The organism is Streptomyces sp. NPDC126510, assembly GCF_040302345.1.
Taxonomy (GTDB): Bacteria; Actinomycetota; Actinomycetes; order Streptomycetales; family Streptomycetaceae; genus Streptomyces.
Genome location: NZ_JBEORR010000005.1, coordinates 178,646 through 203,368 on the forward strand (window position 1 = coordinate 178,646; position 24,723 = coordinate 203,368).

The window sequence follows — 24,723 nt, forward strand, 5'->3', positions numbered from 1 at the left end:
CGCGACCGGCTCCCGGGGTGCTCGTCAGAGTGCCGGCAAGCCCTCCTCCGGAGAACAGCCAATCCGGACACCCGCTCCTCGCTCAAGGGCGGGCGGCGGCGGTCGCCTTGGGCGTCTCGGCGACCGGTTCGGCGGTCGGTGTCCGCGGGGCCGGGCGGCGGACGACGCGGAGGGCGAGGGGCTCGGTCCAGCGGGCGGCCGGCGGGCCGAGGACCACCAGGATCAGGACGTACGCGGTGGCCAGGGGGCCGATGCGGGGCTCGGCGCCGACGGCGAGTCCGGCGATGACGATGGAGAACTCGCCGCGGGCGACCAGCGTGCCGCCCGCGCGCCAGCGGCCCCGGGGCGAGATCCCGGCCCGGCGGGCGGCCCACCAGCCGGTGGCTATCTTCGTCAGGGTGGTGACGGCGGCCAGGGCGAGCGCGGGCAGCAGCACGGGCGGGATGGCGGCGGGGTCGGTGTGCAGCCCGAAGAAGACGAAGAACACCGCGGCGAACAGGTCCCGCAGCGGGGTGAGGAGGCTGCTGGCGCCCTCCGCGACCTCGCCGGACAGTGCGATACCGACCAGGAACGCGCCGACGGCGGCGGAGACGTGCAGCTGCTGGGCGAGCCCGGCGACGAGCAGGGTCAGCCCGAGGACGGCCAGCAGCAGCATCTCGGCGCTGTCCGAGGACACCGCGCGGCTGACCAGCCGGCCGTGCCGCAGGGCCACGTAGAGGACGGCGCCCACCGTGCCCAGCGCGATCAGCAGCGTGACGGCGCCGCCCGCGAGGCCCACCCCGGCCAGCAGGGCGGTGAGGATCGGCAGATAGACCGCCATGGCCAGGTCCTCCAGGACCAGCACACCGAGGACGACCGGAGTCTCGCGGTTGCCGAGCCGGCGCAGGTCGCCCAGCACCTTGGCGATGACCCCGGACGAGGAGATCCAGGTGACACCGGCCAGCGCGACGGCGGCCACCGGCCCCCAGCCGAGCAGGAACGCCATCGCGGCCCCGGGCACGGCGTTGAGGAGGAAGTCGACGGCCCCGGAGGGATATTGGGTCTTCAGCGTGGTGACGAGTTCGGAGGCGCTGTACTCCAGGCCCAGCAGGAGCAGCAGGAGGATGACGCCTATCTCGGCGCCGGTGGCGACGAACTCCTCGCTGGCCCGCAGCGGCAGGATGCCGCCCTGGCCGAAGGCGAGCCCGGCCAGCAGGTACAGGGGTATCGGTGAGAAGCCCACCCGTCCGGCGAGGCGTCCCAGGAGCCCCAGGGCGAGGATGATCGCCCCGAGTTCGATGAGCATGGCGGTGGTGTCGTGCACGGGCGTCTGACCTCCGTTGATCGGGTCTGCGGCGTCTGTGCCAGGGGGCGTGGGGGCCCGGGGGTACGGCTCGGTGAGCGGGAGGAGAGAGAAGGAGCGTGGCCTCGCGAGCCGGGCGACGGGCCCGGGCCACGCGATGTGCGGCGTCGGCGGTGCCTCCGCTCCGGCCGTCATCGGCCGGGGTACGCGTGACACGCCACGTCACGCCGCGAGGTCGGGCGTCGGAGGCAGGCATCACGCGCGGACGTCACGCGTCACGCGAGGGGAGACCGCTACGCGGCGCGGCCGGTATCAGGGACGCCGTCACGGGCGGCGTTGTGGACGCGGACGGGCACCACTCGCCCCATGTCACGCCCCCCTCACGCCGGCCCGGAGACCGGGCGGCCACTGTGTCGTCGTACCGAGCGGCCGAGCGTCTGTGCGCGGCCACGCTCAACCGAGCGTAATGGCTGGGTAAAGAATCCTAGCGCACGCCAAGGGCCGTTGATCGCACAGCAGTTCTGGGGGTGAAGGCCGGCATGCCGGTGACGGTCCGCCGTCCCTCACACCCCGCCTCTCACGCCCCGGCCGCCCGCCGCACGGCCCGCGGCGACGCGCCGAGTTCCTTGCGGCAGGTCTTGTTGAAGGCCTGGAGGTCGGGGATGCCGACCGTCGCCGCGACGGCCGGGATCGCCAGGGTCGAGGCGATGAGCAGGTGACGGGCGCGCTCCATGCGGCGGCGCCGGACGTAGCCGACGACCGTGTGCCCGGTGTCCTCGCGGAACAGCCGGGTCAGGTGTGTGTGCGATACCCCCGCGGCCCGGGCTATCACGGGAACGCTCAGCGGGTCGGCCAGGTGCTCCTCGATGTGGGCCATGGCCGCCCGCAGCGCCGGGTGCCGGGCATCGGAAGGCGATGCGGCGGCCTCGGTCAGGCCGGTCGTGCGCCACAGCACCGTCCACAGTTCCGCGGAGGCCCGGGCCGGGGACTGCGCGCTCGCCGCGATGGTCTGGCGCAACAGGGCGCTCAGCACCGCCGCTTCCGGGCCGGCGTCCTGCATCGCCGGGAGCCGGCGCCGCTCCCCGTCGCCCGGCAGCCGGAAGTGGACGTACAGGTGCTCGCAGCGCGGGGCGTCGTAGTGGAAGTGCACCTCCGTGCCGGGTGGAACGAGGCTGAGGTGGCCGGGGCGGATCGGGTGCCGGGCGTCGTCGAACTCCAGCGTGCCGGAGTAGCCGTAGAGGTGGAGCTGCCACAGGTGCGGGAGGCGGAAGACCTCGTGCGGGCCGGCCGAGCCGTGCACGCCCACGCCCGCGTGCACCAGGTCGGGCGGCAGATCGAGGGGCAGTTCCACAAAGGTCGGCATGGTGGAAAATTACCAGTGGTTGCCGATTACGCCCCACGACTGCACGCCTGCCCGCTTCTACGGTTGCGTCATGTCAACCACCACACAGCTGCTGAGCTCCGTCGAGGTGGCGCGGTTCACGGCCCACGGCTTCCTGCGCCTCGACGGCGTCGTGCCCCGGGAGATGAACGAGGAGGCGCTCGGGCTCTTCGCCGCCTGGACGCTGCCCGCCGTGCCCTACGGCACTCCGGTGCCGGCGGCGTTCCCCGAGGGTTCCTTCACCCGCCGGCTCCTCGAACTGCCGGCGGTGGCAGGCGCGTTGGAGAGTCTGGTCGGGCCCGATCCGGAGATCGACCACCACTTCGTCCACACCCGCATGCCCCGCGAGGGCAGTGCGCAGGCGCTGCACGCCGACGCGCTCATCGATGTGCGGCCCGACGCGTTCGACGTGCAACTCATGTACTACCCGCAGGAGGTGACCGCCGACATGGGCGGCACGCTCGTCGTCCCGGGGAGCCATCTGCGGCGCATCAACGAGTCCGACACCGGCCGCTACCAGAACCTGCTCGGCCAGACCCGGCTGACCTGCCCGGCCGGGACCGTGCTGCTGATGCACCACGGCATCTGGCACGGCGGGCGGCGCAACGACAGCGACGCGGTGCGCCACATGTACAAGATCCGCTTCAACCCGACCGTGCCGCAGGTGCGGCTGTGGGACACGCGGGACCTGGACTCCCCTGGCGTCACCGAGGAGTTGGGGCGCTTCTTCCCCTGGTACGAGCAGGCCACCGGACGGCTGGAGATCCACAACCGGGTCCTGCTGTGGCGCTCCCTGTCCGCCGACCCCGGCTTCGACATCGAGCACTGGGCCACCCGCATCGCCAACCGGCCCGCCACGGCCGCCGCACCCGCCGCGCAGAGGAGCACCGCATGACCACCACCCGGCAGCAGGTCCTCGTCCTCTACCTCGACAATTCCGCTCTCGACTCCCGGGTCGTCGGCTGGGCCCGCTACGACGGCACGGGCGCGACCCGTCCGACGACCGGCGACAGCGACGAACCCCCGTACAAGACGGGGGTCGGCGCCCTGGAGGACGGCTGGCGGCTCTTCCAGGCGTCCCCGCTCATTCCGCCGTATCCGGGGGCGGAGCACGCGACGTCGTTCCTCAAGCACGAGTTCTTCTTCGAGAAGCTCGTGCGTCGGTGAGGCCGGCCGGGCGCGACGAAACCCCGGGTGAAGACCCGGGGTTGGTTCGTCCTGGTGTGTGCGGGTGCTCAGACGAAGGCGCTCTGGCCCGTGATCGACTTGCCGACGATCAGGGTGTTCATCTCGCGGGTGCCCTCGAAGGAGTAGATCGCCTCGGCGTCGGCGAAGAAGCGGGCGATGTCGTGCTCCAGCAGGATGCCGTTGCCGCCGAAGATCTCACGGCTCCAGGCCACGACCTCCCGCATCCGGGAGGTGACGAACGCCTTGGCCAGCGAGGAGTGTTCGTCGCGGAAGATGCCGGCGTCCTGCAGCCGGGCGAGCTGCGTCATCATGCCCCAGGAGGCGGTGATGTTGCCGAGGCTCTTGACCAGCAGGTCCTGCACCAGCTGGAAACCGCCGATCGGGCGGCCGAACTGGCGGCGCTCCCGGGCGTAGTCCAGGGCGAGTTCGTAGGCGCCGATCATGACACCGAGCGCCTGCCAGGCCACTCCCGCGCGGGTCGCGCGCAGGATCTCGGCGACGTCGCGGAAGGAGTTGATGTTCTGCAGGCGGTTGGCCTCCGGCACCCGGACGTCGGTCAGGGTGATCTCGGCGTTCTCGACGATCCGGAAGGCGATCTTGCCCTCGATCTTCACGGGATCGAAGCCGGGTGTGCCCTTCTCGACGACGAAGCCCTTGACGTGGTTGTCGTCGAGGTCGCGTGCCCACACCACGACGTAGTCGGCGAAGGTCGCGTTGCCGATCCACTTCTTGGCACCGTTCAGGACCCAGGTGTCGCCCTCGCGCTTGGCGGTGGTGCGCATGCCGCCCGCGACGTCGGACCCGCCGAGCGGCTCGGTCATGGCGAACGCGCCGATCTTGTCCATCGCGGCCATCGCCGGGAGCCAGCGGTCGCGCTGCTCCTGGTCGCCGCCGGAGTAGATCGAGTACATCGCCAGGCCGTTGTGGACGCCGAAGAAGGTGGAGACCGAGGCGTCGGTGCGGGCCATCTCCATGGCCATCGTGCCGCTGAGCAGGTTGCTGACGCCGGGACAGTGCTCGCCGTAGCCCTCGTAGGGGAGACCGGCGAGGCCGCTGTCGCGGAACAGGCCGATGAGCTCCGTCGGGAACCGGTCCCTGCCCCAGTTCTCGTTCACCAGCGGCTTGACCTCGTCGCGCATGAGGGCGCGGGTCTTGAGGAGCAGCTTGCGCTCGTCGTCCGGCAGCAGCGACTCGTAGTTGTAGAAGTCGGCGGTCAGCTGGTCCTCGAGCGGCTGCATGGTGGTGGTCATCTCAGTTCTCCTCCTTGTCCGCGCTGTCCAGGGCTGCCAGGACAGCGAGTTGCCTGCGGTCGCGCGTCTCGGTGAGTTCCGAGTACGTGGAGGAGCCGTAGGCCTTTTCCACGGCTTCGATGAGCCGTTCCTGTGCTTCCTCTTGTTCCTTGTTCTGTTCCTTGCTCTGCGACGGGGTGCCGAGCCCCGCTCCCGTCTGCTGCATCGACTTGCCGATGTGCTCGACCAGGTGCCGGTAGCCGCCGGGTCCGCCGCCCAGGTGCGCGCCGAGGAACGGCCCGACGGTGGCCCAGCGCAGGCCCAGCGAGTTGATCACGACCTTGTCGAGGTCCTCGGGGGTCACCACACCCTCCTGGACGAGGTACGCGGCCTCGCGGCTGAGGGCGTTCTGCAGGCGGTTGCCGACGAAGCCGGGGATCTCCTTGCGCTCGACGACCGGGGTGCGGCCGATCGAGGTGTAGAAGTCCACCGCGTCCAGCACGGCGTCCTCGCCGGTGCGTTCGCCGGGGACGACCTCGACGAGCGGGACCAGGTGCGGCGGGTTGAAGGGGTGGCCGATCAGCACCCGGGCGGCGTCCTCGTCGGACAGCTCCCCGGTGAACGCGCTCGACGGGATCGCCGAGGAGGAGCTGAGCAGCAGGGCGTGTGCGGGTGCCTCCCGGGCGAGCGTGGCGAACAGGTCCTTCTTGAACTCGGCCCGCTCCGGGCCGTTCTCCTGGACCACGTCGGCGTCCCGGACGGCCTCGGTGACATCGGCGGCGAGGTGCACGCGGTCGGCGAGGCCGGTGACGTCCAGGCCGCGGGCGGCCAGATGCGGGGCGTAGGTGGCCAGGGCCTCGTCCACGGCCTCGGCGAGGTCGGGGCGCGGGTCGCTCACCCGGACGGTCAGGCCGTGCGCGGCGAACAGCGTGGCCCAGGACAGTCCGATGGTCCCGGCGCCGATCACCGCGGCGGTACGGAAGGCGCGGTTCATGACGCGGCTCCCTTCAGGTAGTCGTGGACCGGCTCGACGCCTGCCAGCGTCAGGTCGGTGAGGATGTGGCTGGCGGAGACGACCTCCAGCACCGGCAGGTCGGCCAGCGGGGCGAGCACGTGCTGGAACAGCTGGAGCCGGGCGGGGCCGGTCCAGGCGCCCTTGACGGTGATGTCGGTGATGCGGGTGCGGACGAGTTCCTGCACGCGCGGCAGACCGTCGTAGCCGGGGATCGTCTTGAGCATGAAGGTCGGCACGGTGATCTGTGCCTCGGCCTCGGCCGGGTCCAGCTCGTGGTGCTTGTAGCCCATGGTCGCGGTGGCGACCCGCAGGCTGCCGTGGTCGAGGGTGCCGACGAGCGCGCCGGAGTCGACGAAGAGCGACGGGGAGCCGATGACCTTCGGGTAGGCGGAGACCTCGCGGCCGGAGGCGGTCGCCGGGAAGTTGTCCAGGTGCATCGCGTGCAGGTACTCGCCCCGCTCGCCCTCGAAGCTGACGGGGATCGCCTGGCCGGCCTCGGTGTAGGGGCCGTACCCGGTGACGTCGCCCATCTTCATGACCTCGAACCGGACCAGCGGCTCGTCGATCCGCAGGGGTTCGGGGACGACGGCCCGCAGCGCGTCGGGGTCGGTGCGGTAGACGACGTTGAGGTACTCGCGGTCGGTGAACCGCGGCACCATCGGCGCGTACGCCGGGCTCGTGAGGGGGGTGGTGACGTGCTGTCGTACGTCTGCGGTCTTCATGTCCGGCTCACCGCCCGGTCCACCGCGCGGGGCGGCGCTCGGCGAAGGCGGTCATGCCCTCGCGTACGTCGTCCGAGGCCATCAGGGGCTTCATCTGCGTGCGCTGGAAGGCGAAGGCCTCCTCGTCGGACGCTCCCTCGGCGGCGCGCACGACGCGCTTGACGGTCGCGAGGGCGAGCGGGGCGTTCTCCGCGACCCGTTCGGCCAGCCGCAGCGCCTCGGCGACGGCCTGCCCCTTGGCGGTGACCCGGTTGGCCAGGCCGAGTTCGCCGGCCCGGCGGCCGTCGACGGGATCGCCGGTCAGCAGGAACTCCATGGCGAGGTGGTGCGGGATGCGCTGGGGCAGCCGGATCACGCCGCCGCCCGCGGCGATCAGGCCGCGCTTGACCTCGGGCAGACCGAAACGGGCGTCCTCGGCGGTGACGATCAGATCGCAGGCCAGGGCCAGTTCGAAGCCGCCGCCCATGGCGAAGCCCTCCACGGCGGCGATGAGGGGCTTGTCCGGCCGGGCCTCGGTCAGGCCGCCGAATCCGCGGCCCTCGGCCTCGGGCGACTCGCCGCGCAGGGCGGCCTTCAGGTCCATGCCGGCGCTGAAAGTGCCGCCCTCGCCGGTCAGGACGCCGACCCACAGGGCGGGGTCGGCCTCCAGCTCGTCGAGTGCGGCGGCCAGCGCGGTGGCGGTCGCCGCGTTCACGGCGTTGCGGGCCTCGGGACGGTCGAGGGTGATCAGCAGGGTGGAGCCGATGCGTTCGGTGCGCACGACGGGAGGTGCGGGGGTGCTCATGACTGTTCCTCCTGTGACAAACAGCTGACGATCAGCGGGTGGCGGCGTCGAGTTCGGCGAAGACGTCCTCGGTGTCCTGGCCCGCGACGGGTGCGAGGCGGCGGATCGAGCCGGGGGTGGCGGAGAAGCGCAGCGGGATGCCGATGGTGCGGACCGTGCCCTCGGTGGGGTGCTCGACGCTGTCGAGCAGGTGGCCGTCACGGACGTAGGGGTCGTCGTGGGCGCGGTCGAGTTCCAGCACCGGGGCCATCGGGATGCTGTGCTTGGCGCACACCTCCGCCCACTCCTCGGTGGTCAGCGCCGGGGCGCAGGCCGCGAGCAGCTCGGCCAGGTCCTCGTGGTCGGCGCTGTCGATGGCGTCGCCGTTCACGCGCGGGTCCTCGGCGAGGTCCGGGCGTCCGGCGGCGGTGAAGAAGTCCCGGTAGTTGTGCGGGTTGTACGGCATGACACAGGCCAGGCCGTCCTTGGTGCGCACCGCCTTGTGGCCCTTCAGCATCGACAGCGCGAAGCCCGTGGGGCCGGTCTCGGGCACGTGGGTGTGCCCCGCGAGGTGCTCGACCAGGTTGAACGCGATCAGGGTGTCGGTCATCGGGACCTCGATGAGCTGGCCCTGGCCGGTGTTGTTCCGGTGCAGCAGGGCGGCCAGCACGCTGTAGGCGATGGTCAGCGAGGAGACCTTGTCGCCGATGATGGTCGGCAGGTAGACGGGCTCGCCGAGGGCCCGGTCGGCGATGTCGACCAGACCGGAGGCGGCCTGCACGGTCTCGTCGTACGCGGCGTTGCCGGCCCGGTCCGAGTCGCTGCGGAAGCCCTGGGCGTGCGCGTAGACGAGGCCGGGGTTGCGGGCGGCGATGTCGTCGTAGGACAGGCCCAGGCGGTGCAGGGCGCCGGGGCGCATGTTGGTGATCAGGACGTCCGCGGTGTCGATCAGCCGCAGTGCGCGCTCGCGGTCGGTGTCGTCCTTGAGGTTGAGGGCGACGCTGCGCTTGTTGCGGTTGACGTTGAGGTTCAGCGGGGTCATGCCCGGGGTGGTCTTGTAGTGGCCCACGCGGACGGTGTCGGCCGGCGACTCGATCTTGATCACGTCGGCGCCCAGGTCTCCGAGGATCTGGGCGGCGTAGGGGCCCATCACCACGGTCGAGAGGTCGATCACGCGGACGCCCTGCAGCGGGCCGGCGACGGTGTCGGTGCTGTCCGTCATCGGTTTCTTCACTCCTTCGACTCACCATGTGTGTGTATCTGGAAACTAAGTTAGCGCGGTGAGTCACCGAATGGAAACGAATGGCATGACCGAATAACGAAAAGCGGTATGACCGCAGTGGTCATACCGCTTTTCGTGAAGGTGTTGCGGTGATTATGAGTGGAGTGGCTCGGCGAAGACCTCTCGGGCGGCCGCCACGACTTCCCGCAGGTCACCGCCGTTGGCCCGGTCCTTGCGCCAGATCAGCCCGGTCTCCAGACGAGGGTGGAAGTCGGAGAAGGGAAGGACGGTGACATTGTCGAGACGGTAATTCTGTACCGGACTCCTCGAATCCAGCATGGAAATGGAGAACGCCAGACCGCTGGAAACTATTTCGGAAATTCCCTCGAATGTGGCGCTGCCCAGTTCGATGCGCTTCTTGATGCCGAGTTCGGCGAGCTGCTGGTCGAGGCCGCGGAAGTAGGCGTTCGTCACCGCCGTCGGGGAGCCCGCGTAGGCGAGTTCGGCCAGTTCCGCGAGGGCGACGGACTCGCGCCCCGCGAACCGGTCCCGGGGCACGACCGCGCCGAGCCGCTCCGACATCACCGGCATCTGCTCCAGCGCCGGGTCACCACCGGCCGGGAGCCGGGCCAGGGTCAGCGCCAGCCGGCCGTCGCACACGGCGTCGACGAGCCGGTCGGTGCCGCCGGGCCAGCGTTTGATCTCGAACCGGTCGCTGACCCGCTCGGCCAGGGCGTCCATCCGTTCCCGCAGGTCGGGATGGACGCCGGTGGGCACACCGAGCAGCAGCGTGGTGCGCTGCGGCCGGGCCGTCTCGTCCAGCCGCCACCGGATGGAGTCGACCTGCTCCAGCACCCCGCGCGCGATCGGCAGCAGCGCGTTGCCGGCCGCGGTGAGCCGTACGTGATGGGTGTCCCGGTCGAACAGCCGGTGCCCGACCTCGTTCTCGAGATCCTTGATCCGCCGGCTCAACGGGGAGGCCGCCATGTGCAGTTTGCGGGCGGCGGTGGAGAAGTTCAGCTCTTGGGCGACGGCGAGGAAATAGCGCAGGTGCAGGAGCTCCACGGGATCAAGCCTAGCCGCTGCGCCCCTGCCCCTCGCCGGAGCCGTCAGGTGTCAGGCGTCTTCGATCGTGATGAAGGGGTCCCACTGGAAGTACCCCTTCAACTGGCGGTGGCGGTCGAGGATCTGGAAGGAGAAGTGATACACGACCTTGCCCGGCCTCTTGACGGTCGTGCGCCAGTAGTGGTCGGCGTAGCGCTGGGTCTCGAACTCCGGCCTGCCCTCCGTCCCCTCCTTCGGCAGGGGGTAGACGCCGTCGACGACCTCGATCTCGGGGGTGCGGATGAGCTGGTGCTGGGGGGGAGAAGTCGGTTCGAGTGCTCATTCGCGGAATATGAACGTCCTGAAAACCCCGACGGTCGAGGTCACGCCGGCGGATTCGACACGATGTGTTCCCCAAAGGCCGGTTCCCGCCGAGCGGTTGGACAGCGACCGGCCACCACACCCGCGCCCCAGGGCCAGGCCATCGACAGCGCGACCGGCAGGCCCGGTCCCGGCGCAGCCCGTGGGCGATGCCGAACAGGGCGGGTCCTGCAGAGGCTCGTCCTCCCTCCGGCGGCCCCGGACGACCACCGCCGGGTGCCGGCGGTCCTGGCCTATCTGTAGGCCTGAGGCCGGACCGAAGAGCTCACGACGGCTGCACGCGGGTGAATCCCGCCCGGCGTGCAGGGCGACCGCCGGGAAGGCATGCCGCACCTCCGACAAGCGATGGGCGGGAAAGAATATGCCGAAGTTCCTCATCCAGGCCGGTTACACCACCGAAGGCACCAAGGGCCTGCTCGGAGAAGGGGGCAGTGGGCGCCGGGCCGCCGTGGAGCAGGTCGTCGGCGGGCTCGGGGGGCGGGTCGAGGCGATGTACTTCGCCTTCGGGGACGACGACGTCGTGATGATCGTCGACTTCCCCGACAACGTCTCCATGGCCGCAGTCAGCCTCACCGTCAAGGCCAGCGGAACCGTCCGCACCCGGGCGACGCCGCTGCTCACCGTCGAGGAGATCGACGAGGCCGCCCGCCGGGAGGTCACCTTCCGGGCCGCGGGAGCGTGATGGGGGGCACGCCCGCGACGAGGACGTCGAGGCCCGTCACACCGGCTCGGACACCCGGCGGTGGCCGGAGAGGACCACGAGCCCGCCGACGACGGCGAGGCCCATCAGGACGGTGCCGAAGAGGGTCGCGCCGGTCGGCAGCCCCACCGCGTCCATGAGGTAACCCGTGGACACCGGAAGGAGGCCGGCGGGGATGTAACCGCCCACGTTCAGCGCGGCGTTGGCCTCGGCGAGGCGCTGCGCCGGAACGGTGGAGTTGAGCAGGGACAGACCGCCGAGCTGGCCCATGCCCTGGCCGGCCCCGGCGAGCAGGGCGGAGGCGACCAGCAGCACGACCGACGCGGCGTGCACGGCGGCGATCAGCGCGGCCATGCTGAGGGTGGTGCTGATCGCACCGGCGGTCAGAATGGTGCGCCGGGACAGCTTCCGCACGGCGAACTGGACGCCGGTGGCGGCGAGGAACATGACGAACGCCATGGCTCCGGCGACGATCCGGCTGGTGGTGCCGAGCAGTTCGGTCAGCAGGGTGGGGCCCAGCGACAGCACGAAGGACGTGGCGGTGATGCCGGGGGCGAACACCGCGATGCCGAGGGTGAGGTGGATGCCGTTGCCCTGCGGGACGGCGGGCACGCGCACCCAGGCGCCCTTGCCGCGGGTGGCGGGACGGCGTACCGGCATGCGCAGCACGGCGAGGACGGCCGTGCACAGCAGGACCGCCTCGACGACGAAGACGGTGGCGGTGGGGGCCGGGAGCGTCTCGGACAGCAGACCGGCGAGCAGAGGGCCGAGGCCGGCGCCGAAGACCATCGCGCAGGAGGCCAGCAGCGCGGCCAGCCGCTTGCGCTCCGGGCCCGCCACGTCCGTCACGGCGGCCATGCCGGCGGAGACGACCGCGCCGACGGCGATGCCGGTGAACAGCCGGGCGACGATCAGTGCCGCGACGGTCGTGGCGGTCGCGAAGATCGCGCAGGCGGCCAGGGCGAGCGCGAGGGCGGGCAGCAGCACGGACTTGCGTCCCAGCCGGTCGGAGACGACGCCCGACACGAGCAGCGAGCCGAGCAGTCCGACGATGTAGAACGCGAAGACGACGGTCAGGGTGCCCTGGGAGAACCCGATGTCGCGCTGCCACAGCACGTACAGCGGGGTCGCCGCGTTGGACAGCACGAAGACGGCGGTGACCGGCCAGGCCGCCAGCCACACCCACCAGGTGGGCGTGCGGGCCGTGGCCGGCTCCGGCGGTGCGGCCTGCTGTTCGTCCGTCGTCCCGTCGGACAGGGTCCGGCTCCGCGACATGGGTTGCTCCCTCCGGCAAGCTAAGTACGAGTCCATTCGAACTTAGCATCCAGTACGATGGAACTCGTACATAGGATTTCGGTGACAGGGAGCTGCCCATGGCTGCGACAGGTCGACAGGCGCCGGTCGTCAAGGTGGTGCCGGAGCCGGAGAACCTGCCGGAACCGCTGCCCGAGCCGGCGGTCGGGGAGCTGCGGCTGGAGACCGTGCTGGGCGCGCTCAGCGACCCGCTGCGGCTGCGGATCGTGCGCAAACTCCTGCTCGAGTCGGAGGCGTTCGACCACTCCTGCGGCTGGTTCGGCCTCGACCGCCCCAAGTCCTCCCTCACCCACCACTTCAAGGCTCTGCGCGAAGCCGGCGTCACCCGCCAGCGCCAGTACGGCCTGGAACGCCGCAGCCACGTCCGGGTGGAGGACCTGAACGCCCGTTTCCCCGGGCTGGTGGACCTGGTCGCGGCGTGGAGGCCGCCGGACGCGCCCTGAAACAGGGCTTGTCCTTCCGGCGCGTGAGGCCATCGCCCCCCGTTACGGTTTCGGCAATCGGGCCGCACGCGAGGGGAGGCGTACGCCGCCATGGGCATACGGGGGCGATGGCGCGGGTGGTGGTCGCGGGGCAGGGTCCTCGCGACGGCACATCCGCTCCTGGTCGACATCGGCGTCGCGCTGCTCGTGCAGGGCGCTATGACCATGCCGTTCCTCGTGCCGCGCGCGCCCGGGCTGCCGCCGGCGACCTGGGGCGCCTACGGGCTGAGCACTCTCACCGTCGTCCCCCTGGTCTGGCGGCGGCGCGCACCCGTCGCCGTGCTGTTCGGAGTGCTGGCCACGAGCGCCCTGTACCGGTTCACCCTGGACGGGCCCGGGCAGCCGTTGCCGTACAACGGGCTCGTCGTCGCCTACACGGTCGCCGCACTGTCCTCGGCGCGCAAACGGCTCATGACCGGGGCCGTGCTCCTGGTCGCCGTGCCGGTGGGGGTCTGGCTCAACACCCGGTCGGCCCGTGAACTGACCTTCTCCCTCTTCGTGTTCGCCGCCGCCTACGTGTTCGGACGGCTGACCGACGCCCGGCAGCGGGCCCACCGCGTCGAGGCCGAACAGGCCGCCGCCCGCGAACGGGCCCGGATCGCACGGGAGATGCACGACGTCCTCTCCCACGCCGTGAGCCTGATGATCGTGCAGGCCGAGGCCGGACCGGTGGCGGTGCGTGCCGCGCCCGAGCGGGCCGTGGCCGCCTTCGACGCCATCTCCGCGACCGGGCGGGACGCCATGACGCAGTTGCGGAACATGCTGGGCGTGCTGCGGGACGACGCCGGCGAGCCCGGCTCCGCCGCCCCGCGCGAGCCACAGCCCGGACTCACCGCCCTGCCCGGTCTCCTCGACCGGGTGCGCGGGAGCGGGCTCGACGTGACGTACCGGGCCGTGGGGGACGTCCGGCCCGTGCCGGAGGGCGCCGGGGCCACCGTCTTCCGGGTGGTCCAGGAGGCCCTGACCAATACCCTCAAGCATGCGGCGGCACGGACGGTACATGTTCAACTGTCCTATCGAAAAAGCGAGTTGGAGATCTTGGTGATCGATGACGGAAAGGGGCCGCGCGGGATGTCCCGTCGGGGCGGGCACGGGCTCGCCGGTATGCGGGAGCGGGCGGCGGCGCACGGGGGCAGCGCGGTGGCGGGGCCCGGCGCGGACGGGCGTGGGTTCGAGGTGCGGGTGCGGATTCCCGTGCCCGACGCGGCGGAGGCCGGGCGATGACGCTCCGTGTCGTCGTCGCCGACGACCAGGAGCTCGTGCGCAGCGGCTTCGCGATGATCCTGGACGCACAGCCGGACATCGAGGTCGTCGCCGAGGCGGGTGACGGGGTCGAGGCGCTGGACGCCGTGCGGCGGCACGCTCCCGATGTGGTGCTGCTCGACATCAGGATGCCGCGCATGGACGGGATCGAGGCCTGCCGTGCGATCAGCGCCCTGGGCGACTGCCGGACGGTGATGCTGACGACCTTCGACTCCGACGAGTACGTGTACGAAGCGCTGCACGCGGGCGCGAGCGGCTTCCTGCTCAAGGACGTCCGCCGGGACGACCTCGTGCACGCCGTGCGGGTCGTCGCCCGGGGCGACTCGCTGCTCGCGCCCTCCGTCGCCCGGCGCCTGGTGGAGCAGTACACCCGGCCCGCCGCCCGTACCCGCCGGCCCGATCCCCGGCTGGAGGCCCTGACCACCCGGGAGCGCGAGACGCTGCTGCTGCTCGCACGGGGCCTGTCGAACGCCGAGATCGCCGCGGAACTGGTGGTCAGCGACCACACGGTGAAGACGCACGTGGGCAATGTGCTGGCGAAGCTGGGCCTCAGGGACCGGATCCAGGCCGTGATCTGTGCGTACGAGACGGGCCTCGTCACGGCCGGGGATCCCCCGCCGGGGGGAGGGGCCCGGACCGGATCCTCCCCCGCGTCGGCGAGGAAGTGACGCCGCGGGACCACCGCCGGGGGCGATCCACGCGGCGGCTGCGATCCGGAGGATGAAGGCGTCGCACAACGTCGGCCCCTCTCAACGGAGTTCGCCATGAAGACCCGTACCAGCCTGCTCACCGCCGCCGTGCTCGTCGCGGGCATCGCCGCAGGGCCGTCCGTGCTCCCGGCCGCCGCCTCCGCCCCGCCCGCGACGACCGCGCGAGCAACCGCCGAGCAGGCCCCGAACACCGCCCTCGAAACCGCCATCGCCGGCCTGCCCACCGCCGACGCCACCGCCGCCCTCGTGCGGGTCGGCGGCAAGGAGGGTGTCTGGCGCGGCAGTTCGGGCGTGCACGACCTGCGGACCGGACGGCCCGCCGATCCCGCCGCCCGCTTCCGCGCCGGGTCCGTGACCAAGGTCTTCACCGCCGCCGTCGCCCTGCAACTCGCCGCAGAGGGCCGCCTGGACCTGGACCGCAGCGCCCGCTCCTACCTCCCGGATCTGATCCCCGCGTCGTACGCGGGCGTCACCGTCCGGCAGCTCCTGAACCACACGCACGGCATTCCGGCGCCGGACTTCCCCGGCACCACCGTCGAGGAGGCGTACGCGAACCGTTTCCGGATCCACGACCCCGAGGACATGGTCCGCTCGGCGACCTCGAAGAAGCCCGAGTTCGCGCCGGGCGAGCGGCAGCACTACCTCAACATCGGATACACCATCGCCGGCCTGCTCATCGAACGCGTCACCCACGACTCCTACGAGCATCAGGTCGCCCGGCGGGTGCTCGGGCCGCTGGGACTGCGGGACACGTACTTCCCGGGGGCGAACCCGCGCATCACCGGGCCGCACAACCACGGCTACCAGACCATGCGGCTCGACGACGGCACGGCCGGGCTCCGGGACGTCTCCGTGTGGGGGACGACGGACGGCTGGGCGGCCGGGGACCTCGTCTCGACCACCGCCGACCTGGAGCGGTTCACCAATGCCCTGTTCGGGGGGCGGATCGTGCGCGGGCCGCTGATGGACGAGATGTTCACACTGCCCGAGGTGACCGACTTCGGGACCGGGGAGCCGGCCGCCTACGCCGTCGGTCTGTCCATGAAGGTGCTCGGCGGGCGGGAGGTCTGGGGCAAGACGGGCGGGCGCTGGGGGTACAACGCCGCCATCGCCTCCACCCGCGGCGGCTCGCGCACCCTCGTCTACAGCGTCAACTCCACCGACGCCAAGGGCCAGGGCATGAACCGGACCGCCGAGAAGATCATGGTCGCGGCCTACGGCAGGCCGTAGGCGGGGCCGGGGCCGGGCTCACGCCGGTGGCGTCGCCCGTACGAGACCCGTCTGGTACGCGATGACGACCAGCTGCGCGCGGTCCCGGGCGTGCAGCTTGGTCATGGCCCGGTGGATGTGCGTGCGGACGGTCAGCGGGCTGAGGGTGAGGTCCTCGGCGATCTCCGTGTTGGACCTGCCCTCCGCGGCCAGGGCCATCACCTCGCGTTCGCGGACGGTGAGGTCGGCGAGGCGCTCCGGTGGGGCCAGGTGGGTCCCGGGGGCGGGGGCCAGGAGGAAGCGGGTGATGAGGGAGCGGGTGGCGACGGGCGACAGGAGGGCCTCGCCGGAGGCCACCGTGCGCACGCCGTCCAGCAGGGTGTCGGCGGTGACGTCCTTGCCGAGGAAGCCGCTGGCTCCGGCGCGCAGGGCCTGGGCGACGTAGTCCTCGGTCTCGAACGTGGTGAGGATCAGGACACGGGTGGCGGACAGCTCCGGGTCGGCGCACAGCTCGGAGGTGGCGGTGAGGCCGTCGGTGCCGGGCATGCGGATGTCCATGAGGACGATGTCCGGGCGCAGCTTCCGGGTCAGGCCCACCGCCTCGGCGCCGTCGGACGCCTCGCCGACCACCTCCATGTCCGCGCAGGAGTCGATGAGGATCCGGAAGGTGGCCCGCAGCAGGGCCTGGTCGTCGGCGAGCAGCACCCTGATGGTCATGCGATGGTTCCTTCGGCGAGGTGGGGGGCGGGTTGCAGGGGCAGCGCGGTGGTGACCTCGAAGCCGCCCTGGGGACGGGGACCCGCGCACAGTTCGCCGCCGATGGAGAGGGCGCGTTCGCGCATGCCCATGACGCCGAAGCCGCGCCCCCGGGCGACCTCCGGCACGCTGGGGCCGTCGTTGGTGACGGTGATCAGCAGACGGGATCCGGTGTAGACGAGGAGCACGTGCACGGCCTCGGCCGTGGCGTGCTTGGTGACGTTGGTGAGGGCTTCCTGCACGATCCGGTACGCGGTCAGGTCGACGCCGGGCGACAGCGGCTGCGGTTCCCCCTTCGTGGTGACGGTGACCTCCAGACCCGCCGACTCGCACGCCGAGACCAGCTCCGGCAGGCGGGCCAGGCCCGGGGACGGTTCCAGTCCCGAGGAGCCGGGGGCGTCGTCGTCCCGCAGCAGGCCGAGCGTGGCCTTCAGCTCCCGCAGCGCGGAGGACGTGGTGCCGGTCAGGTCGGTGAGGATCTTCCGGCTCTGCTCGGGGCTGGTGAGGGCGAGGTGTGCGGCCGTGCCGGCCTGGGCGTTGGCCAGGGCCATGTGGTGGGCCACCACGTCGTGCAGCTCCCGGGCGATGCGCACCCGCTCCTCGGTGACGCGCAGGCGGGCCTCCTCCTCCCTGGTGCGCTCGGCGTGTTCCGCCCGGGCCTGCAGCGACTGGAGGTAGGCGCGCCGCAGCTGTGTCATCTTGCCGGCGGCGAGCGGCAGCATCAGCCAGAAGATCGGGCCGATCGTGCGCAGCAGCAGGGAGACGTGGTTCATGGAGCCGGAGAACACCGCCGCGACCGTCACCGCGAGCAGGGCGGGAAGGCCGTAGACGCGGGTGGACCTGCGGTCGGTGAGCGCGGCCAGCCAGTAGAGGGCCGCCATGACCGGTGCCAGCAGCAGCGGCGTGACCAGGTAGCCGAGTCCGACCGCGGCCACCGTGCAGGCCCCGGCCACGACGACGGCGACGCGCGGATGCGTGCGGTGCTTGAGCAGCACGAGACAGGCCACGCCCATGACGGCGGCGGTGGTCTCGTCATGGTCCGGCGGGCCGGCACCGGGCATGGTGAGCGTGGCGCCGAGGGCGGTACAGCCCATCAGTGCCAGGACCATCGCCAGGTCGACGAGGAACACGTGGCGTGCCGAGAATTCCTCGAGGCGACCCTGGTAGCGCCGCTCCAGACTGATGTTCATCGGGCTCTCCGGTCGGTGGGGCTGGGACCATCGTGGTCGACGCGGGGCGGGAACGCCCGAGGGGCCGTCCGTGGCCTTCGCCACGGACGGCCTCGGGTGCGGCTGTCTCAGGTGCGGGCCGGCTCCAGGTCGCGGGCGGGGTCCGCGGCCGCCTCCGGCTCCGGCCGGCTGAGGGCCTCGCCCTCCACGTCGACCCGGGGCAGCGCCCGGTCCAGCCACTTCGGCAGCCACCAGGCCTTGTCGCCGAGCAGGGCGAGGACGGCCGGCACGATCGCCATCCGTACGACGAAGGCGTCGAAGAGGACGGCGGTGGCAAGCCCGAAGCCGATCATCTTGATCATGGAGTCGCTCTCGCCGATGAACCCGGCGAACACCGCGATCATGATCAGGGCGGCGGCCACGACCACCCGGGCGCTGTGCCGGAAGCCGGACGTGACCGCCTGGGCGGGCGACTCCCCGTGGACGTACGCCTCCCGCATCCGGGAGACGAGGAACACCTCGTAGTCCATCGCGAGGCCGAAGACGATGCCCACCAGGAAGATCGGCATCAGGCTCATGATCGGGCCGGTCTGCTCCACGCCGAAGAGTTCCGCGCCGTGGCCCTGCTGGAAGACCACGACGACCGCGCCGAGGGAGGCCAGCACCGACAGCAGGAAGCCGAGGGCCGCCTTGATCGGGACGAGCAGGGACCGGAAGACCACCAGCAGCAGCACGATCGCGAGGCCCACCACGACGACCAGGTACGGGATCAGCGCGTCCTGCACCTTCTCGGCGATGTCGATGTTCATCGCGGTGGTGCCGGTGACCTCGTAGGTGGCACCGGTGCCGGACTCGAGTCCGGGGCGCTCGTCCCGGATGGTGGTGACCAGGTCCTTGGTCTTCTCGTCGGTCGGCGCGGTGGCGGGCACGACGGAGAAGACCGCGGTGTCGCCGGCTTCGTTGAAGCGGGCCGGGGAGACCGACACGACGCCCTTCGTGCCGCCGATCTGCTTCGCGATCGTGCCGGCGGCGGTCTTCGGGTCGGCGGTGCCCTTGGCGTCCACGACGACGGTCAGCGGCCCGTTGAAGCCCGGCCCGAAGCCCTCGGCGAGCGCGTCGTAGGCCCGGCGCTCGGTGGTGGAGGTGGGCTTGGCCTCGTCCCCGGGCATGCCGAGCTGTAGGTCGGCGGCGGGCAGGGCGAGGGCGCCCAGGCCGACGACGCCGAGGAGCAGGACGGGGATGGGGCGGCGCAGCACGAACCGCGCCCAGCGGGTGCCGGCGTTGGCGGCGGTGCTCTCCTCGATCCGGCCGCTCCTGCGGGCCCGCCGGGTGAGCACGGCGTTCGGCCAGAAGCCGAGGAGGGCGGGGACGAGGGTGAGCGCGATCAGTACGGCGACGACGACCGCGCCCGCGGCGGCCAGCCCCATCTTGGTGAGCATCGGGATGCCGACCACGGCGAGCCCGGCCAGCGCGATCACGACGGTGAGCCCGGCGAAGACGACCGCGGAACCGGCCGTGCCGACGGCCAGCGCCGTCGCCTCCTGCGGCGTGCGGCCCTTGGCGCGCTCCTCCCGGTAGCGGGAGACGACGAACAGGGCGTAGTCGATGCCGACGGCGAGCCCCAGCATCATCGCCAGGGTGCCGGTGGTCGTGGACAGGCCCAGGGCGCTGGACAGGGTGAGGATCGTGGCCATGCTGACGCCGACGCCGACCACGGCCGTCAGCAGGGGCAGCCCGGCGGCGGCCAGCGATCCGAAGGTGACCAGGAGCACCACGGCGGCGATCGCGACACCGATCACCTCGGCCGCGCCGCCCGGCCCGCCCTCGGCGGCCAGCGCGGTGCCGCCCGCCTCGACGGTCAGTCCGGAGTCCCGGGCCTGGTCGAGGGTCCGCTCCAGGTGGCCGCGGCCGGCGTCGGTGAGGTCGTCGGCCTTGACCTTGTAGGTGACCGTGGCGAAGGCCGTCCTGCCGTCCTCGCTGACCGTCTTCGCCCGGAACGGGTCGACGGCGCTCGCGACCTGCGGGCCGTCACCGAGCTCGGCCACGGTCTTCTCGACGGCCTTCCTGTTCCCGGCGGCCGTGACCTTCTCGCCGCTCGGCGCGATGAAGACGACCCTGGCCGTCGCGCTGTCGGCCGTGGCCCCGGGGAAGCGCTGGTCCATCAGGTCGAACGCCTTCTGGGACTCGATGCCGGGCATCGAGAACCCCTCGTCGGCGGCCTCCGGCGCCTTGAGGGAGCCCAGCCCCACGGCGGCCAGGACCGCCGCCCAGACCAGGGCGACGTACCAGCGCCGCCGGAAGGCCAGACGGCCCACTCGATACAGGAAAGTTGCCACGGCAGGAGGTCTCCACATCTGGTGTCGGACGTCTGCCAAGCCTCTCCGTGGGGGTCCTGTCCCGTCGTCGTGCGCCTGCCGACAATCTCCGGTACTCGGAACGCAGTACGAAGGGGCGGCGGGTCCACCCCGGGTACGAGATTCCCGAGCCTTCCGACGCGGCCTGTGCTACCTTGGCTGGCGTTGCAGTTTTGGTTCCCAGAGACTTCGAGTGCTCTTTCGACCTTTGTCGACGCGAGCACTCTTTTTTGTTTCCGAGGATTCTCGGATCTCCTTAGGGTGATCATTTCGGCGACTACGGGTCCGCAAGGTGCGGGCCCTGAGTACTGCCCTCAAGGGAGATTCATATGGCTACCGGCACCGTGAAGTGGTTCAACTCGGAAAAGGGCTTCGGCTTCATCGAGCAGGAGGGTGGCGGCCCGGACGTCTTCGCCCACTACTCGAACATCGCCACCTCTGGCTTCCGTGAGCTCCAGGAAGGCCAGAAGGTCACCTTCGACGTCACGCAGGGCCAGAAGGGCCCGCAGGCCGAGAACATCGTTCCCGCCTGACGCGTACGCGCATGCCCTGACCGGGGCCCGCACCCTCGCGGTGCGGGCCTCGGCTCGTTTTGTTTGTCTCCGGCTCAACTCTTGCGAATCCTGCGGCACCACGGTGCCGTCGCGCATTCCTCGACGCGTGCCGCATCGAGGAAGGTTCCCCATGGACCGTACGGCTCGCAGGAACAACGGCTCTCCCCACTCCCGCGGCAACGGGTCCCGGTCCCGTAAGCCGGGTGGCCAGGGCACGGCCTCCCGCCCGTCCGGCGGCGGCCGCGGCGGGCGCCGCCCCGCCCCCAGCCAGGAGTTCGCACCCCCCGCCACCATCACCCCGGCGCTGCCCGCCGTCGAGGCGTTCGCCGACCTCGACGTGCCCGAGCGGCTGCTCGCCGCGCTGCGCTCCGAGGGGCTGACCGCGCCGTTCCCGATCCAGGCGGCGACCCTGCCGAACTCGCTGGCCGGACGGGACGTCCTCGGCCGCGGGCGCACCGGCTCGGGCAAGACGCTCGCCTTCGGGCTCGCCCTGCTGGCCCGCGTCGACGGGCGGCGGGCCGAGGCCCGGCAGCCCCTCGCCCTGGTCCTCGTACCCACCCGCGAGCTGGCCCAGCAGGTCACCGACGCCCTCACCCCGTTCGCCCGCGCGCTGCGGCTGCGGCTCGCCACGGTGGTCGGCGGCCTGCCGATCGGACGGCAGGCGAACGCGCTGCGCAGTGGCGCCGAGGTCGTCGTCGCCACGCCCGGACGCCTCAAGGACCTCATAGACCGCGGCGACTGCCGGCTGGACCACGTCGACATCACCGTCCTCGACGAGGCCGACCAGATGACCGACATGGGCTTCATGCCGCAGGTCACCGCCCTGCTCGACCAGGTGCGCCCGGGCGGGCAGCGGATGCTGTTCTCGGCCACCCTGGACCGCAACGTCGACCGGTTGGTGCGCACGTACCTGCACGACCCGGTGGTGCACTCCGTCGACCCCTCCGCGGGCGCCGTCACCACCATGGAGCACCACCTGCTGCACGTGGAGGACGACGACAAGCACGCCACCACGACCCGCATCGCCGCCCGCGACGGGCGCGTGATCATGTTCCTGGACACCAAGCACGCCGCCGACCGGCTGGCCAAGAAGCTGCTCGCCGTCGGCGTGCGCGCCATGGCCCTGCACGGCGGGAAGTCCCAGTCCCAGCGGACCAGGACCCTGGCCCGTTTCAAGGACGGCCAGGTCTCGGTGCTGGTGGCGACCAATGTCGCCGCCCGCGGCATCCACGTCGACAACCTCGACCTCGTCGTCAACGTGGACCCGCCCGGCGACCACAAGGACTACCTGCACCGGGGCGGCCGTACGGCCCGCGCCGGGGAGTCCGGCACCGTCGTCACGCTGGTCCTGCCGCACCAGCGGCGCGAGATGACCCGGCTGATGGCCGACGCCGGGATCACCCCGCAGATCACCCGGGTCCGCTCGGGCGAGGCCGAACTGAGCCGCATCACCGGGGCGCAGGAGCCCTCGGGCGTGCCCGTCGTCCTCGCCCCGCCGGCCACCGAGAAGCCCGCCGCGCGGACGGGTCCCGCGCCGAACGGGCGGCGGAGCAGGCCGTCCCGGGGCCGCCGCCGCTGAGGCGCCGGGCGGGGGCGGGGGCGGTGCCGGTGACCGCCCCGGCGGGGGGTACATCCGCGGCCTCACGCCCACGAGCGTCCGGGTGTCGGCCCGGCCGCCCTGTCGGCTTCGGGGACCTCCGCCCAGCACACCGTTGATCCCGCCGCCCCCTCGGTGGTCGCCACGGGCCGACGGCTGCCGGACGGGCGGAAGAGCACCACGACGCCCCCGCCGCCCGTCGCACAGAGGCGACGGGCGGCGGGGGCGTCTCGGTGAGGGGCGTGCGGAGGCGTCAGCCGCTCGTCACGTCCGTCACCGTCCAGCGCTGGTTGGAACCGGAGTTGGGCTGCCAGACGCCCACGGAGGCGCCGTCGTTCGTGGACTGCCCCCCGACGTCCGGGAGCTGGCCCGTCGCCGCGTTCACGAGCGTCCAGGTGCCGTCACCGGTCGTGGACATGATCCACTCGGTGGCCTTGTCGCGGCGGCCCTCGTCCGGCTCGGCGACCAGAGCGCCGTCACGGATGGCCAGGCGCTTGTCGGAGGCCGTCTCCGTGAGGACGTACCGCTTGCGGTTGTCCGAGCCGCGGACCTGCTCGACCCGCCACTGCTGACCGCTCGGGTCGGTCGCGTTCGCGCCCTTGATGACCAGGCCCGTGCCGTTGCCGGCGATGGTGAGGTCCTTGCCGCTCTGGACGCCGGTGAGGCGGTAGGTGTGGCCCTTGCGCAGCTCGGCGGCGTCCTTCGCCACCCCGGAGACGCCCTTGACCAGGAAGGACGTCACGGACTGCGCGGGCACGGTGAGCGTGGCCTGCTTGCCGGAGACCCGGACGGCCTTCTGCTTGTCCAGCTTGCCGTCGGCGCTGGTCACCACCGGGGTGACGGTGGCGCGGGAGGAGACCCGGCCGAACTTCGACAGGTCGAGCGTGACCTCGCGCGCCTCGGTGGCGCTGTTGACGTGGACGACGGTCGCCGCGTCGCCCTTGCGGGAGACCGCCGCGGTGCTGGAGGTGTCGTTCGTCTTGATCAGCCGGTCGCCGGGCTTGATGAAGTGCGTGAAGTTGCGGGCCGTGTCGAACTTGGTGTTCGTGTAGACCGGGCAGGACTTCAGGGTGTCCTTGGAGGTGCAGCTGAACGGGAGCTGGATCTCGCCCCAGTTGCCGCCCTTGGCGGACTCGCCGCCCGGCTTCATGTTGTCGTAGTCCTCGACGGGCTGCCAGAACACCCAGGCCTTGGGCTCCAGTTCACGCAGGTCGTCCACCATGCGCTGGGCCAGGCCCAGGCCGGGCCGCATGTCCGTGAAGCTCTGCCCGTCGCCCCAGTCGCCCTCGACCTCGCTCATCCACAGCGGCTTGTCGGCGGCCTTGGCCAGGTCGCGGACGGTGGTGCGCTGTCCGGTGCCGTAGGTGTGGACGTTCATCTGGCCGACGAGGTCGCGGACCTCCTGCGGGTAGGAGTTCCAGTTCGTGGCGAACGTGCCCGGGTTGGTCTCGTCCATCGCGGATATCTCCGCGTCGGACCGGGACTTCTTCAGGACCGGCGCCAGGGCGCGGATCACCTTCTGCTGGAGCTCGGGGCCGATGTGGGCGCCCTCCTGGCGGCCGCCGACCGGCTCGCCGTCGGGGCCGAGCTTGGTGCCCCAGTAGTTCGTGTTCGGCTCGTTGAAGGGGTCGAGGGTGTCGACCTTGATGCCGTGCGCCTTCTCCAGCCGCTCGGTCGCGCCCACCAGGTACTTGGCGAAGTCGTCGACCGACCCGGGCTTCAGCTGGTCCTTGCCCGCGTCGAAGTTGCCGGAGACGTAGCCGCTCTCGGTCATGAACCAGGGCGGGGAGTTGCTGAAGGTCTCCCAGTGGGTGATGTCCTTCTTGATGCGGTCGACCCACCAGCGCTGGGTCTTGTCGGCGTTCTTGTTCCAGTCCCGGGGGTCGTCCGCGTCCCACCAGTCGACGTCCTCGCGGGTGGTGCCGGCCGGGGCCTTCCACCAGCCCTCGACCGCGCCGCCGGCCCGCAGGTAGTCCTTGACGTCGGGGGCGTTGCCGCCGCCGATGTTGTAGCGGGCGATGTTCAGGGCGAGGCCCTCGTCGCCGAAGAGGAGCTTGTAGAGCTTCTCGCGGACCGCGGGCGGGTAGTCGCCGGTGGCGTTGGCGAACCAGACCAGGCTGGTGCCCCAGCCCTCGAACTTCTCCCCCGCGTAGGAGGGGTCGGGCCGGACGGTGACCCCGGCGGCCGCGGCCTGGGCCGGCTCGGCGTGCGCGGCGGGCAGGGTCGTCGTGGCCAGGAGGGTTCCGGTCGCCACGGCGGTGACGCCGATGGCCCCGAGGAGCCTTCTCTTACGGGTGCGGTGTGCCATCTCGAGTACTCCAGCTCTTCTGCGTGCCGCGCGTCCCGGCGGACGCAGAGATCGGGGCCTACGTGGTGCGACTGGTACGG

23 protein-coding genes are annotated in these 24,723 nt (G+C 71.7%); 9 read left to right on the forward strand and 14 right to left on the reverse strand.

Annotated elements, in window-relative coordinates:
• Positions 1 to 82 precede the first annotated feature (82 nt).
• Together ABTX60_RS08525 and ABTX60_RS08530 are read right to left on the reverse strand one after the other, a co-directional pair.
• A complete protein-coding gene (locus tag ABTX60_RS08525; protein WP_352096316.1) occupies positions 83 to 1,303 on the reverse strand; it encodes a cation:proton antiporter in 1,221 nt (406 codons plus the stop codon).
• Between the two features lie 556 nt (positions 1,304 to 1,859).
• A complete protein-coding gene (locus tag ABTX60_RS08530; RefSeq protein WP_352096317.1) occupies positions 1,860 to 2,645 on the reverse strand; it encodes an AraC family transcriptional regulator in 786 nt (261 codons plus the stop codon).
• A 70-nt stretch (positions 2,646 to 2,715) separates the two neighbouring features.
• On the opposite strand from ABTX60_RS08530, the gene ABTX60_RS08535 reads away from it, so the two are divergent.
• Both ABTX60_RS08535 and ABTX60_RS08540 read left to right on the forward strand, forming a co-directional pair.
• On the forward strand, positions 2,716 to 3,558 hold the full coding sequence (locus ABTX60_RS08535) for a phytanoyl-CoA dioxygenase family protein (RefSeq protein WP_352096318.1): 843 nt from the start codon (positions 2,716 to 2,718) through the stop codon (positions 3,556 to 3,558).
• A complete protein-coding gene (locus ABTX60_RS08540) occupies positions 3,555 to 3,830 on the forward strand; it encodes a hypothetical protein (RefSeq protein ID WP_352096319.1) in 276 nt (91 codons plus the stop codon). The genes ABTX60_RS08535 and ABTX60_RS08540 overlap by 4 nt, the downstream gene beginning before the upstream one ends.
• A gap of 68 nt (positions 3,831 to 3,898) precedes the next feature.
• Here ABTX60_RS08540 and ABTX60_RS08545 read toward each other — a convergent pair whose 3' ends face one another.
• The 7 genes from ABTX60_RS08545 to ABTX60_RS08575 form a co-directional block, all read right to left on the reverse strand.
• Positions 3,899 to 5,101, reverse strand: a complete 1,203-nt coding sequence (locus ABTX60_RS08545; protein WP_352096320.1) for an acyl-CoA dehydrogenase family protein — start codon at positions 5,099 to 5,101, stop codon at positions 3,899 to 3,901.
• Position 5,102: 1 nt separating this feature from the next.
• On the reverse strand, positions 5,103 to 6,074 hold the full coding sequence (locus tag ABTX60_RS08550) for a 3-hydroxyacyl-CoA dehydrogenase NAD-binding domain-containing protein (protein WP_352096321.1): 972 nt from the start codon (positions 6,072 to 6,074) through the stop codon (positions 5,103 to 5,105).
• Positions 6,071 to 6,817 (reverse strand): acetoacetate decarboxylase, encoded by a 747-nt coding sequence (locus tag ABTX60_RS08555; protein WP_352096322.1) that lies wholly within the window; start codon positions 6,815 to 6,817, stop codon positions 6,071 to 6,073. The genes ABTX60_RS08550 and ABTX60_RS08555 overlap by 4 nt, the downstream gene beginning before the upstream one ends.
• A 7-nt stretch (positions 6,818 to 6,824) precedes the next feature.
• Complete coding sequence (locus ABTX60_RS08560; protein ID WP_352096323.1) at positions 6,825 to 7,601, reverse strand: crotonase/enoyl-CoA hydratase family protein; 777 nt, start codon at positions 7,599 to 7,601, stop codon at positions 6,825 to 6,827.
• Between the two features lie 31 nt (positions 7,602 to 7,632).
• Positions 7,633 to 8,802 (reverse strand): CaiB/BaiF CoA transferase family protein, encoded by a 1,170-nt coding sequence (locus ABTX60_RS08565; RefSeq protein ID WP_352096324.1) that lies wholly within the window; start codon positions 8,800 to 8,802, stop codon positions 7,633 to 7,635.
• Positions 8,803 to 8,955: 153 nt separating this feature from the next.
• The gene (locus ABTX60_RS08570; RefSeq protein ID WP_352096325.1) at positions 8,956 to 9,867 is read right to left on the reverse strand and encodes a LysR family transcriptional regulator; all 912 of its coding nucleotides are present in this window, start codon (positions 9,865 to 9,867) and stop codon (positions 8,956 to 8,958) included.
• Between the two features lie 51 nt (positions 9,868 to 9,918).
• Positions 9,919 to 10,149: an AidA/PixA family protein gene (locus ABTX60_RS08575; protein WP_352096473.1), complete on the reverse strand. Its 231-nt coding sequence runs from the start codon at positions 10,147 to 10,149 to the stop codon at positions 9,919 to 9,921.
• Between the two features lie 439 nt (positions 10,150 to 10,588).
• Between ABTX60_RS08575 and ABTX60_RS08580 the strand changes: the two genes are divergently transcribed.
• Positions 10,589 to 10,909 carry a GYD domain-containing protein gene (locus ABTX60_RS08580; protein ID WP_352096326.1) on the forward strand — a complete coding sequence of 107 codons (321 nt, stop codon included), beginning with the start codon at positions 10,589 to 10,591 and terminating at the stop codon, positions 10,907 to 10,909.
• Positions 10,910 to 10,945: 36 nt separating this feature from the next.
• Here the strand turns inward: ABTX60_RS08580 and ABTX60_RS08585 are convergent, their stop codons facing one another.
• Positions 10,946 to 12,202: an MFS transporter gene (locus ABTX60_RS08585; RefSeq protein ID WP_352096327.1), complete on the reverse strand. Its 1,257-nt coding sequence runs from the start codon at positions 12,200 to 12,202 to the stop codon at positions 10,946 to 10,948.
• Between the two features lie 98 nt (positions 12,203 to 12,300).
• On the opposite strand from ABTX60_RS08585, the gene ABTX60_RS08590 reads away from it, so the two are divergent.
• From ABTX60_RS08590 to ABTX60_RS08605, 4 genes are all read left to right on the forward strand, one after another.
• On the forward strand, positions 12,301 to 12,684 hold the full coding sequence (locus ABTX60_RS08590; RefSeq protein ID WP_352096328.1) for an ArsR/SmtB family transcription factor: 384 nt from the start codon (positions 12,301 to 12,303) through the stop codon (positions 12,682 to 12,684).
• Between the two features lie 90 nt (positions 12,685 to 12,774).
• Complete coding sequence (locus tag ABTX60_RS08595) at positions 12,775 to 13,947, forward strand: sensor histidine kinase (protein ID WP_352096329.1); 1,173 nt, start codon at positions 12,775 to 12,777, stop codon at positions 13,945 to 13,947.
• Entirely contained in the window at positions 13,944 to 14,654 is a 711-nt protein-coding gene (locus ABTX60_RS08600) for a response regulator transcription factor (protein WP_352096330.1), read from the forward strand. Before ABTX60_RS08595 ends, ABTX60_RS08600 begins: the two co-directional genes overlap by 4 nt.
• 96 nt (positions 14,655 to 14,750) lie before the next feature.
• Complete coding sequence (locus tag ABTX60_RS08605; protein ID WP_352096331.1) at positions 14,751 to 15,926, forward strand: serine hydrolase domain-containing protein; 1,176 nt, start codon at positions 14,751 to 14,753, stop codon at positions 15,924 to 15,926.
• An 18-nt stretch (positions 15,927 to 15,944) separates the two neighbouring features.
• Here ABTX60_RS08605 and ABTX60_RS08610 read toward each other — a convergent pair whose 3' ends face one another.
• The 3 genes from ABTX60_RS08610 to ABTX60_RS08620 all read right to left on the reverse strand — a co-directional run bounded on the left by ABTX60_RS08610 (position 15,945) and on the right by ABTX60_RS08620 (position 20,166).
• A complete protein-coding gene (locus ABTX60_RS08610) occupies positions 15,945 to 16,622 on the reverse strand; it encodes a response regulator transcription factor (protein ID WP_352096332.1) in 678 nt (225 codons plus the stop codon).
• Positions 16,619 to 17,851 (reverse strand): sensor histidine kinase, encoded by a 1,233-nt coding sequence (locus tag ABTX60_RS08615; protein ID WP_352096333.1) that lies wholly within the window; start codon positions 17,849 to 17,851, stop codon positions 16,619 to 16,621. Before ABTX60_RS08615 ends, ABTX60_RS08610 begins: the two co-directional genes overlap by 4 nt.
• A gap of 107 nt (positions 17,852 to 17,958) precedes the next feature.
• Entirely contained in the window at positions 17,959 to 20,166 is a 2,208-nt protein-coding gene (locus ABTX60_RS08620) for an MMPL family transporter (protein WP_352096334.1), read from the reverse strand.
• A gap of 347 nt (positions 20,167 to 20,513) precedes the next feature.
• Here ABTX60_RS08620 and ABTX60_RS08625 point away from each other — a divergent pair, with 347 nt between their 5' ends.
• Complete coding sequence (locus ABTX60_RS08625) at positions 20,514 to 20,717, forward strand: cold-shock protein (protein WP_003991681.1); 204 nt, start codon at positions 20,514 to 20,516, stop codon at positions 20,715 to 20,717.
• A 151-nt stretch (positions 20,718 to 20,868) separates the two neighbouring features.
• Positions 20,869 to 22,317 carry a DEAD/DEAH box helicase gene (locus ABTX60_RS08630; RefSeq protein WP_352096335.1) on the forward strand — a complete coding sequence of 483 codons (1,449 nt, stop codon included), beginning with the start codon at positions 20,869 to 20,871 and terminating at the stop codon, positions 22,315 to 22,317.
• A 271-nt stretch (positions 22,318 to 22,588) separates the two neighbouring features.
• Here ABTX60_RS08630 and ABTX60_RS08635 read toward each other — a convergent pair whose 3' ends face one another.
• Complete coding sequence (locus tag ABTX60_RS08635) at positions 22,589 to 24,643, reverse strand: RICIN domain-containing protein (protein ID WP_352096336.1); 2,055 nt, start codon at positions 24,641 to 24,643, stop codon at positions 22,589 to 22,591.
• Positions 24,644 to 24,723: the final 80 nt, after the last annotated feature.

What these genes read in the sequence shown, in the direction of transcription:
- ABTX60_RS08530 (WP_352096317.1), bottom strand. Translation starts at nt 2,645, where the DNA reads ATGCCGACCTTTGTGGAACTGCCCCTCGATCTGCCGCCCGACCTGGTG.
- ABTX60_RS08535 (WP_352096318.1), top strand. Translation starts at nt 2,716, where the DNA reads ATGTCAACCACCACACAGCTGCTGAGCTCCGTCGAGGTGGCGCGGTTC.
- ABTX60_RS08540 (WP_352096319.1), top strand. Translation starts at nt 3,555, where the DNA reads ATGACCACCACCCGGCAGCAGGTCCTCGTCCTCTACCTCGACAATTCC.
- ABTX60_RS08545 (WP_352096320.1), bottom strand. Translation starts at nt 5,101, where the DNA reads ATGACCACCACCATGCAGCCGCTCGAGGACCAGCTGACCGCCGACTTC.
- ABTX60_RS08550 (WP_352096321.1), bottom strand. Translation starts at nt 6,074, where the DNA reads ATGAACCGCGCCTTCCGTACCGCCGCGGTGATCGGCGCCGGGACCATC.
- ABTX60_RS08555 (WP_352096322.1), bottom strand. Translation starts at nt 6,817, where the DNA reads ATGAAGACCGCAGACGTACGACAGCACGTCACCACCCCCCTCACGAGC.
- ABTX60_RS08560 (WP_352096323.1), bottom strand. Translation starts at nt 7,601, where the DNA reads ATGAGCACCCCCGCACCTCCCGTCGTGCGCACCGAACGCATCGGCTCC.
- ABTX60_RS08565 (WP_352096324.1), bottom strand. Translation starts at nt 8,802, where the DNA reads ATGACGGACAGCACCGACACCGTCGCCGGCCCGCTGCAGGGCGTCCGC.
- ABTX60_RS08580 (WP_352096326.1), top strand. Translation starts at nt 10,589, where the DNA reads ATGCCGAAGTTCCTCATCCAGGCCGGTTACACCACCGAAGGCACCAAG.
- ABTX60_RS08585 (WP_352096327.1), bottom strand. Translation starts at nt 12,202, where the DNA reads ATGTCGCGGAGCCGGACCCTGTCCGACGGGACGACGGACGAACAGCAG.
- ABTX60_RS08590 (WP_352096328.1), top strand. Translation starts at nt 12,301, where the DNA reads ATGGCTGCGACAGGTCGACAGGCGCCGGTCGTCAAGGTGGTGCCGGAG.
- ABTX60_RS08595 (WP_352096329.1), top strand. Translation starts at nt 12,775, where the DNA reads ATGGGCATACGGGGGCGATGGCGCGGGTGGTGGTCGCGGGGCAGGGTC.
- ABTX60_RS08600 (WP_352096330.1), top strand. Translation starts at nt 13,944, where the DNA reads ATGACGCTCCGTGTCGTCGTCGCCGACGACCAGGAGCTCGTGCGCAGC.
- ABTX60_RS08605 (WP_352096331.1), top strand. Translation starts at nt 14,751, where the DNA reads ATGAAGACCCGTACCAGCCTGCTCACCGCCGCCGTGCTCGTCGCGGGC.
- ABTX60_RS08610 (WP_352096332.1), bottom strand. Translation starts at nt 16,622, where the DNA reads ATGACCATCAGGGTGCTGCTCGCCGACGACCAGGCCCTGCTGCGGGCC.
- ABTX60_RS08615 (WP_352096333.1), bottom strand. Translation starts at nt 17,851, where the DNA reads ATGAACATCAGTCTGGAGCGGCGCTACCAGGGTCGCCTCGAGGAATTC.
- ABTX60_RS08625 (WP_003991681.1), top strand. Translation starts at nt 20,514, where the DNA reads ATGGCTACCGGCACCGTGAAGTGGTTCAACTCGGAAAAGGGCTTCGGC.
- ABTX60_RS08630 (WP_352096335.1), top strand. Translation starts at nt 20,869, where the DNA reads ATGGACCGTACGGCTCGCAGGAACAACGGCTCTCCCCACTCCCGCGGC.
- ABTX60_RS08635 (WP_352096336.1), bottom strand. Translation starts at nt 24,643, where the DNA reads ATGGCACACCGCACCCGTAAGAGAAGGCTCCTCGGGGCCATCGGCGTC.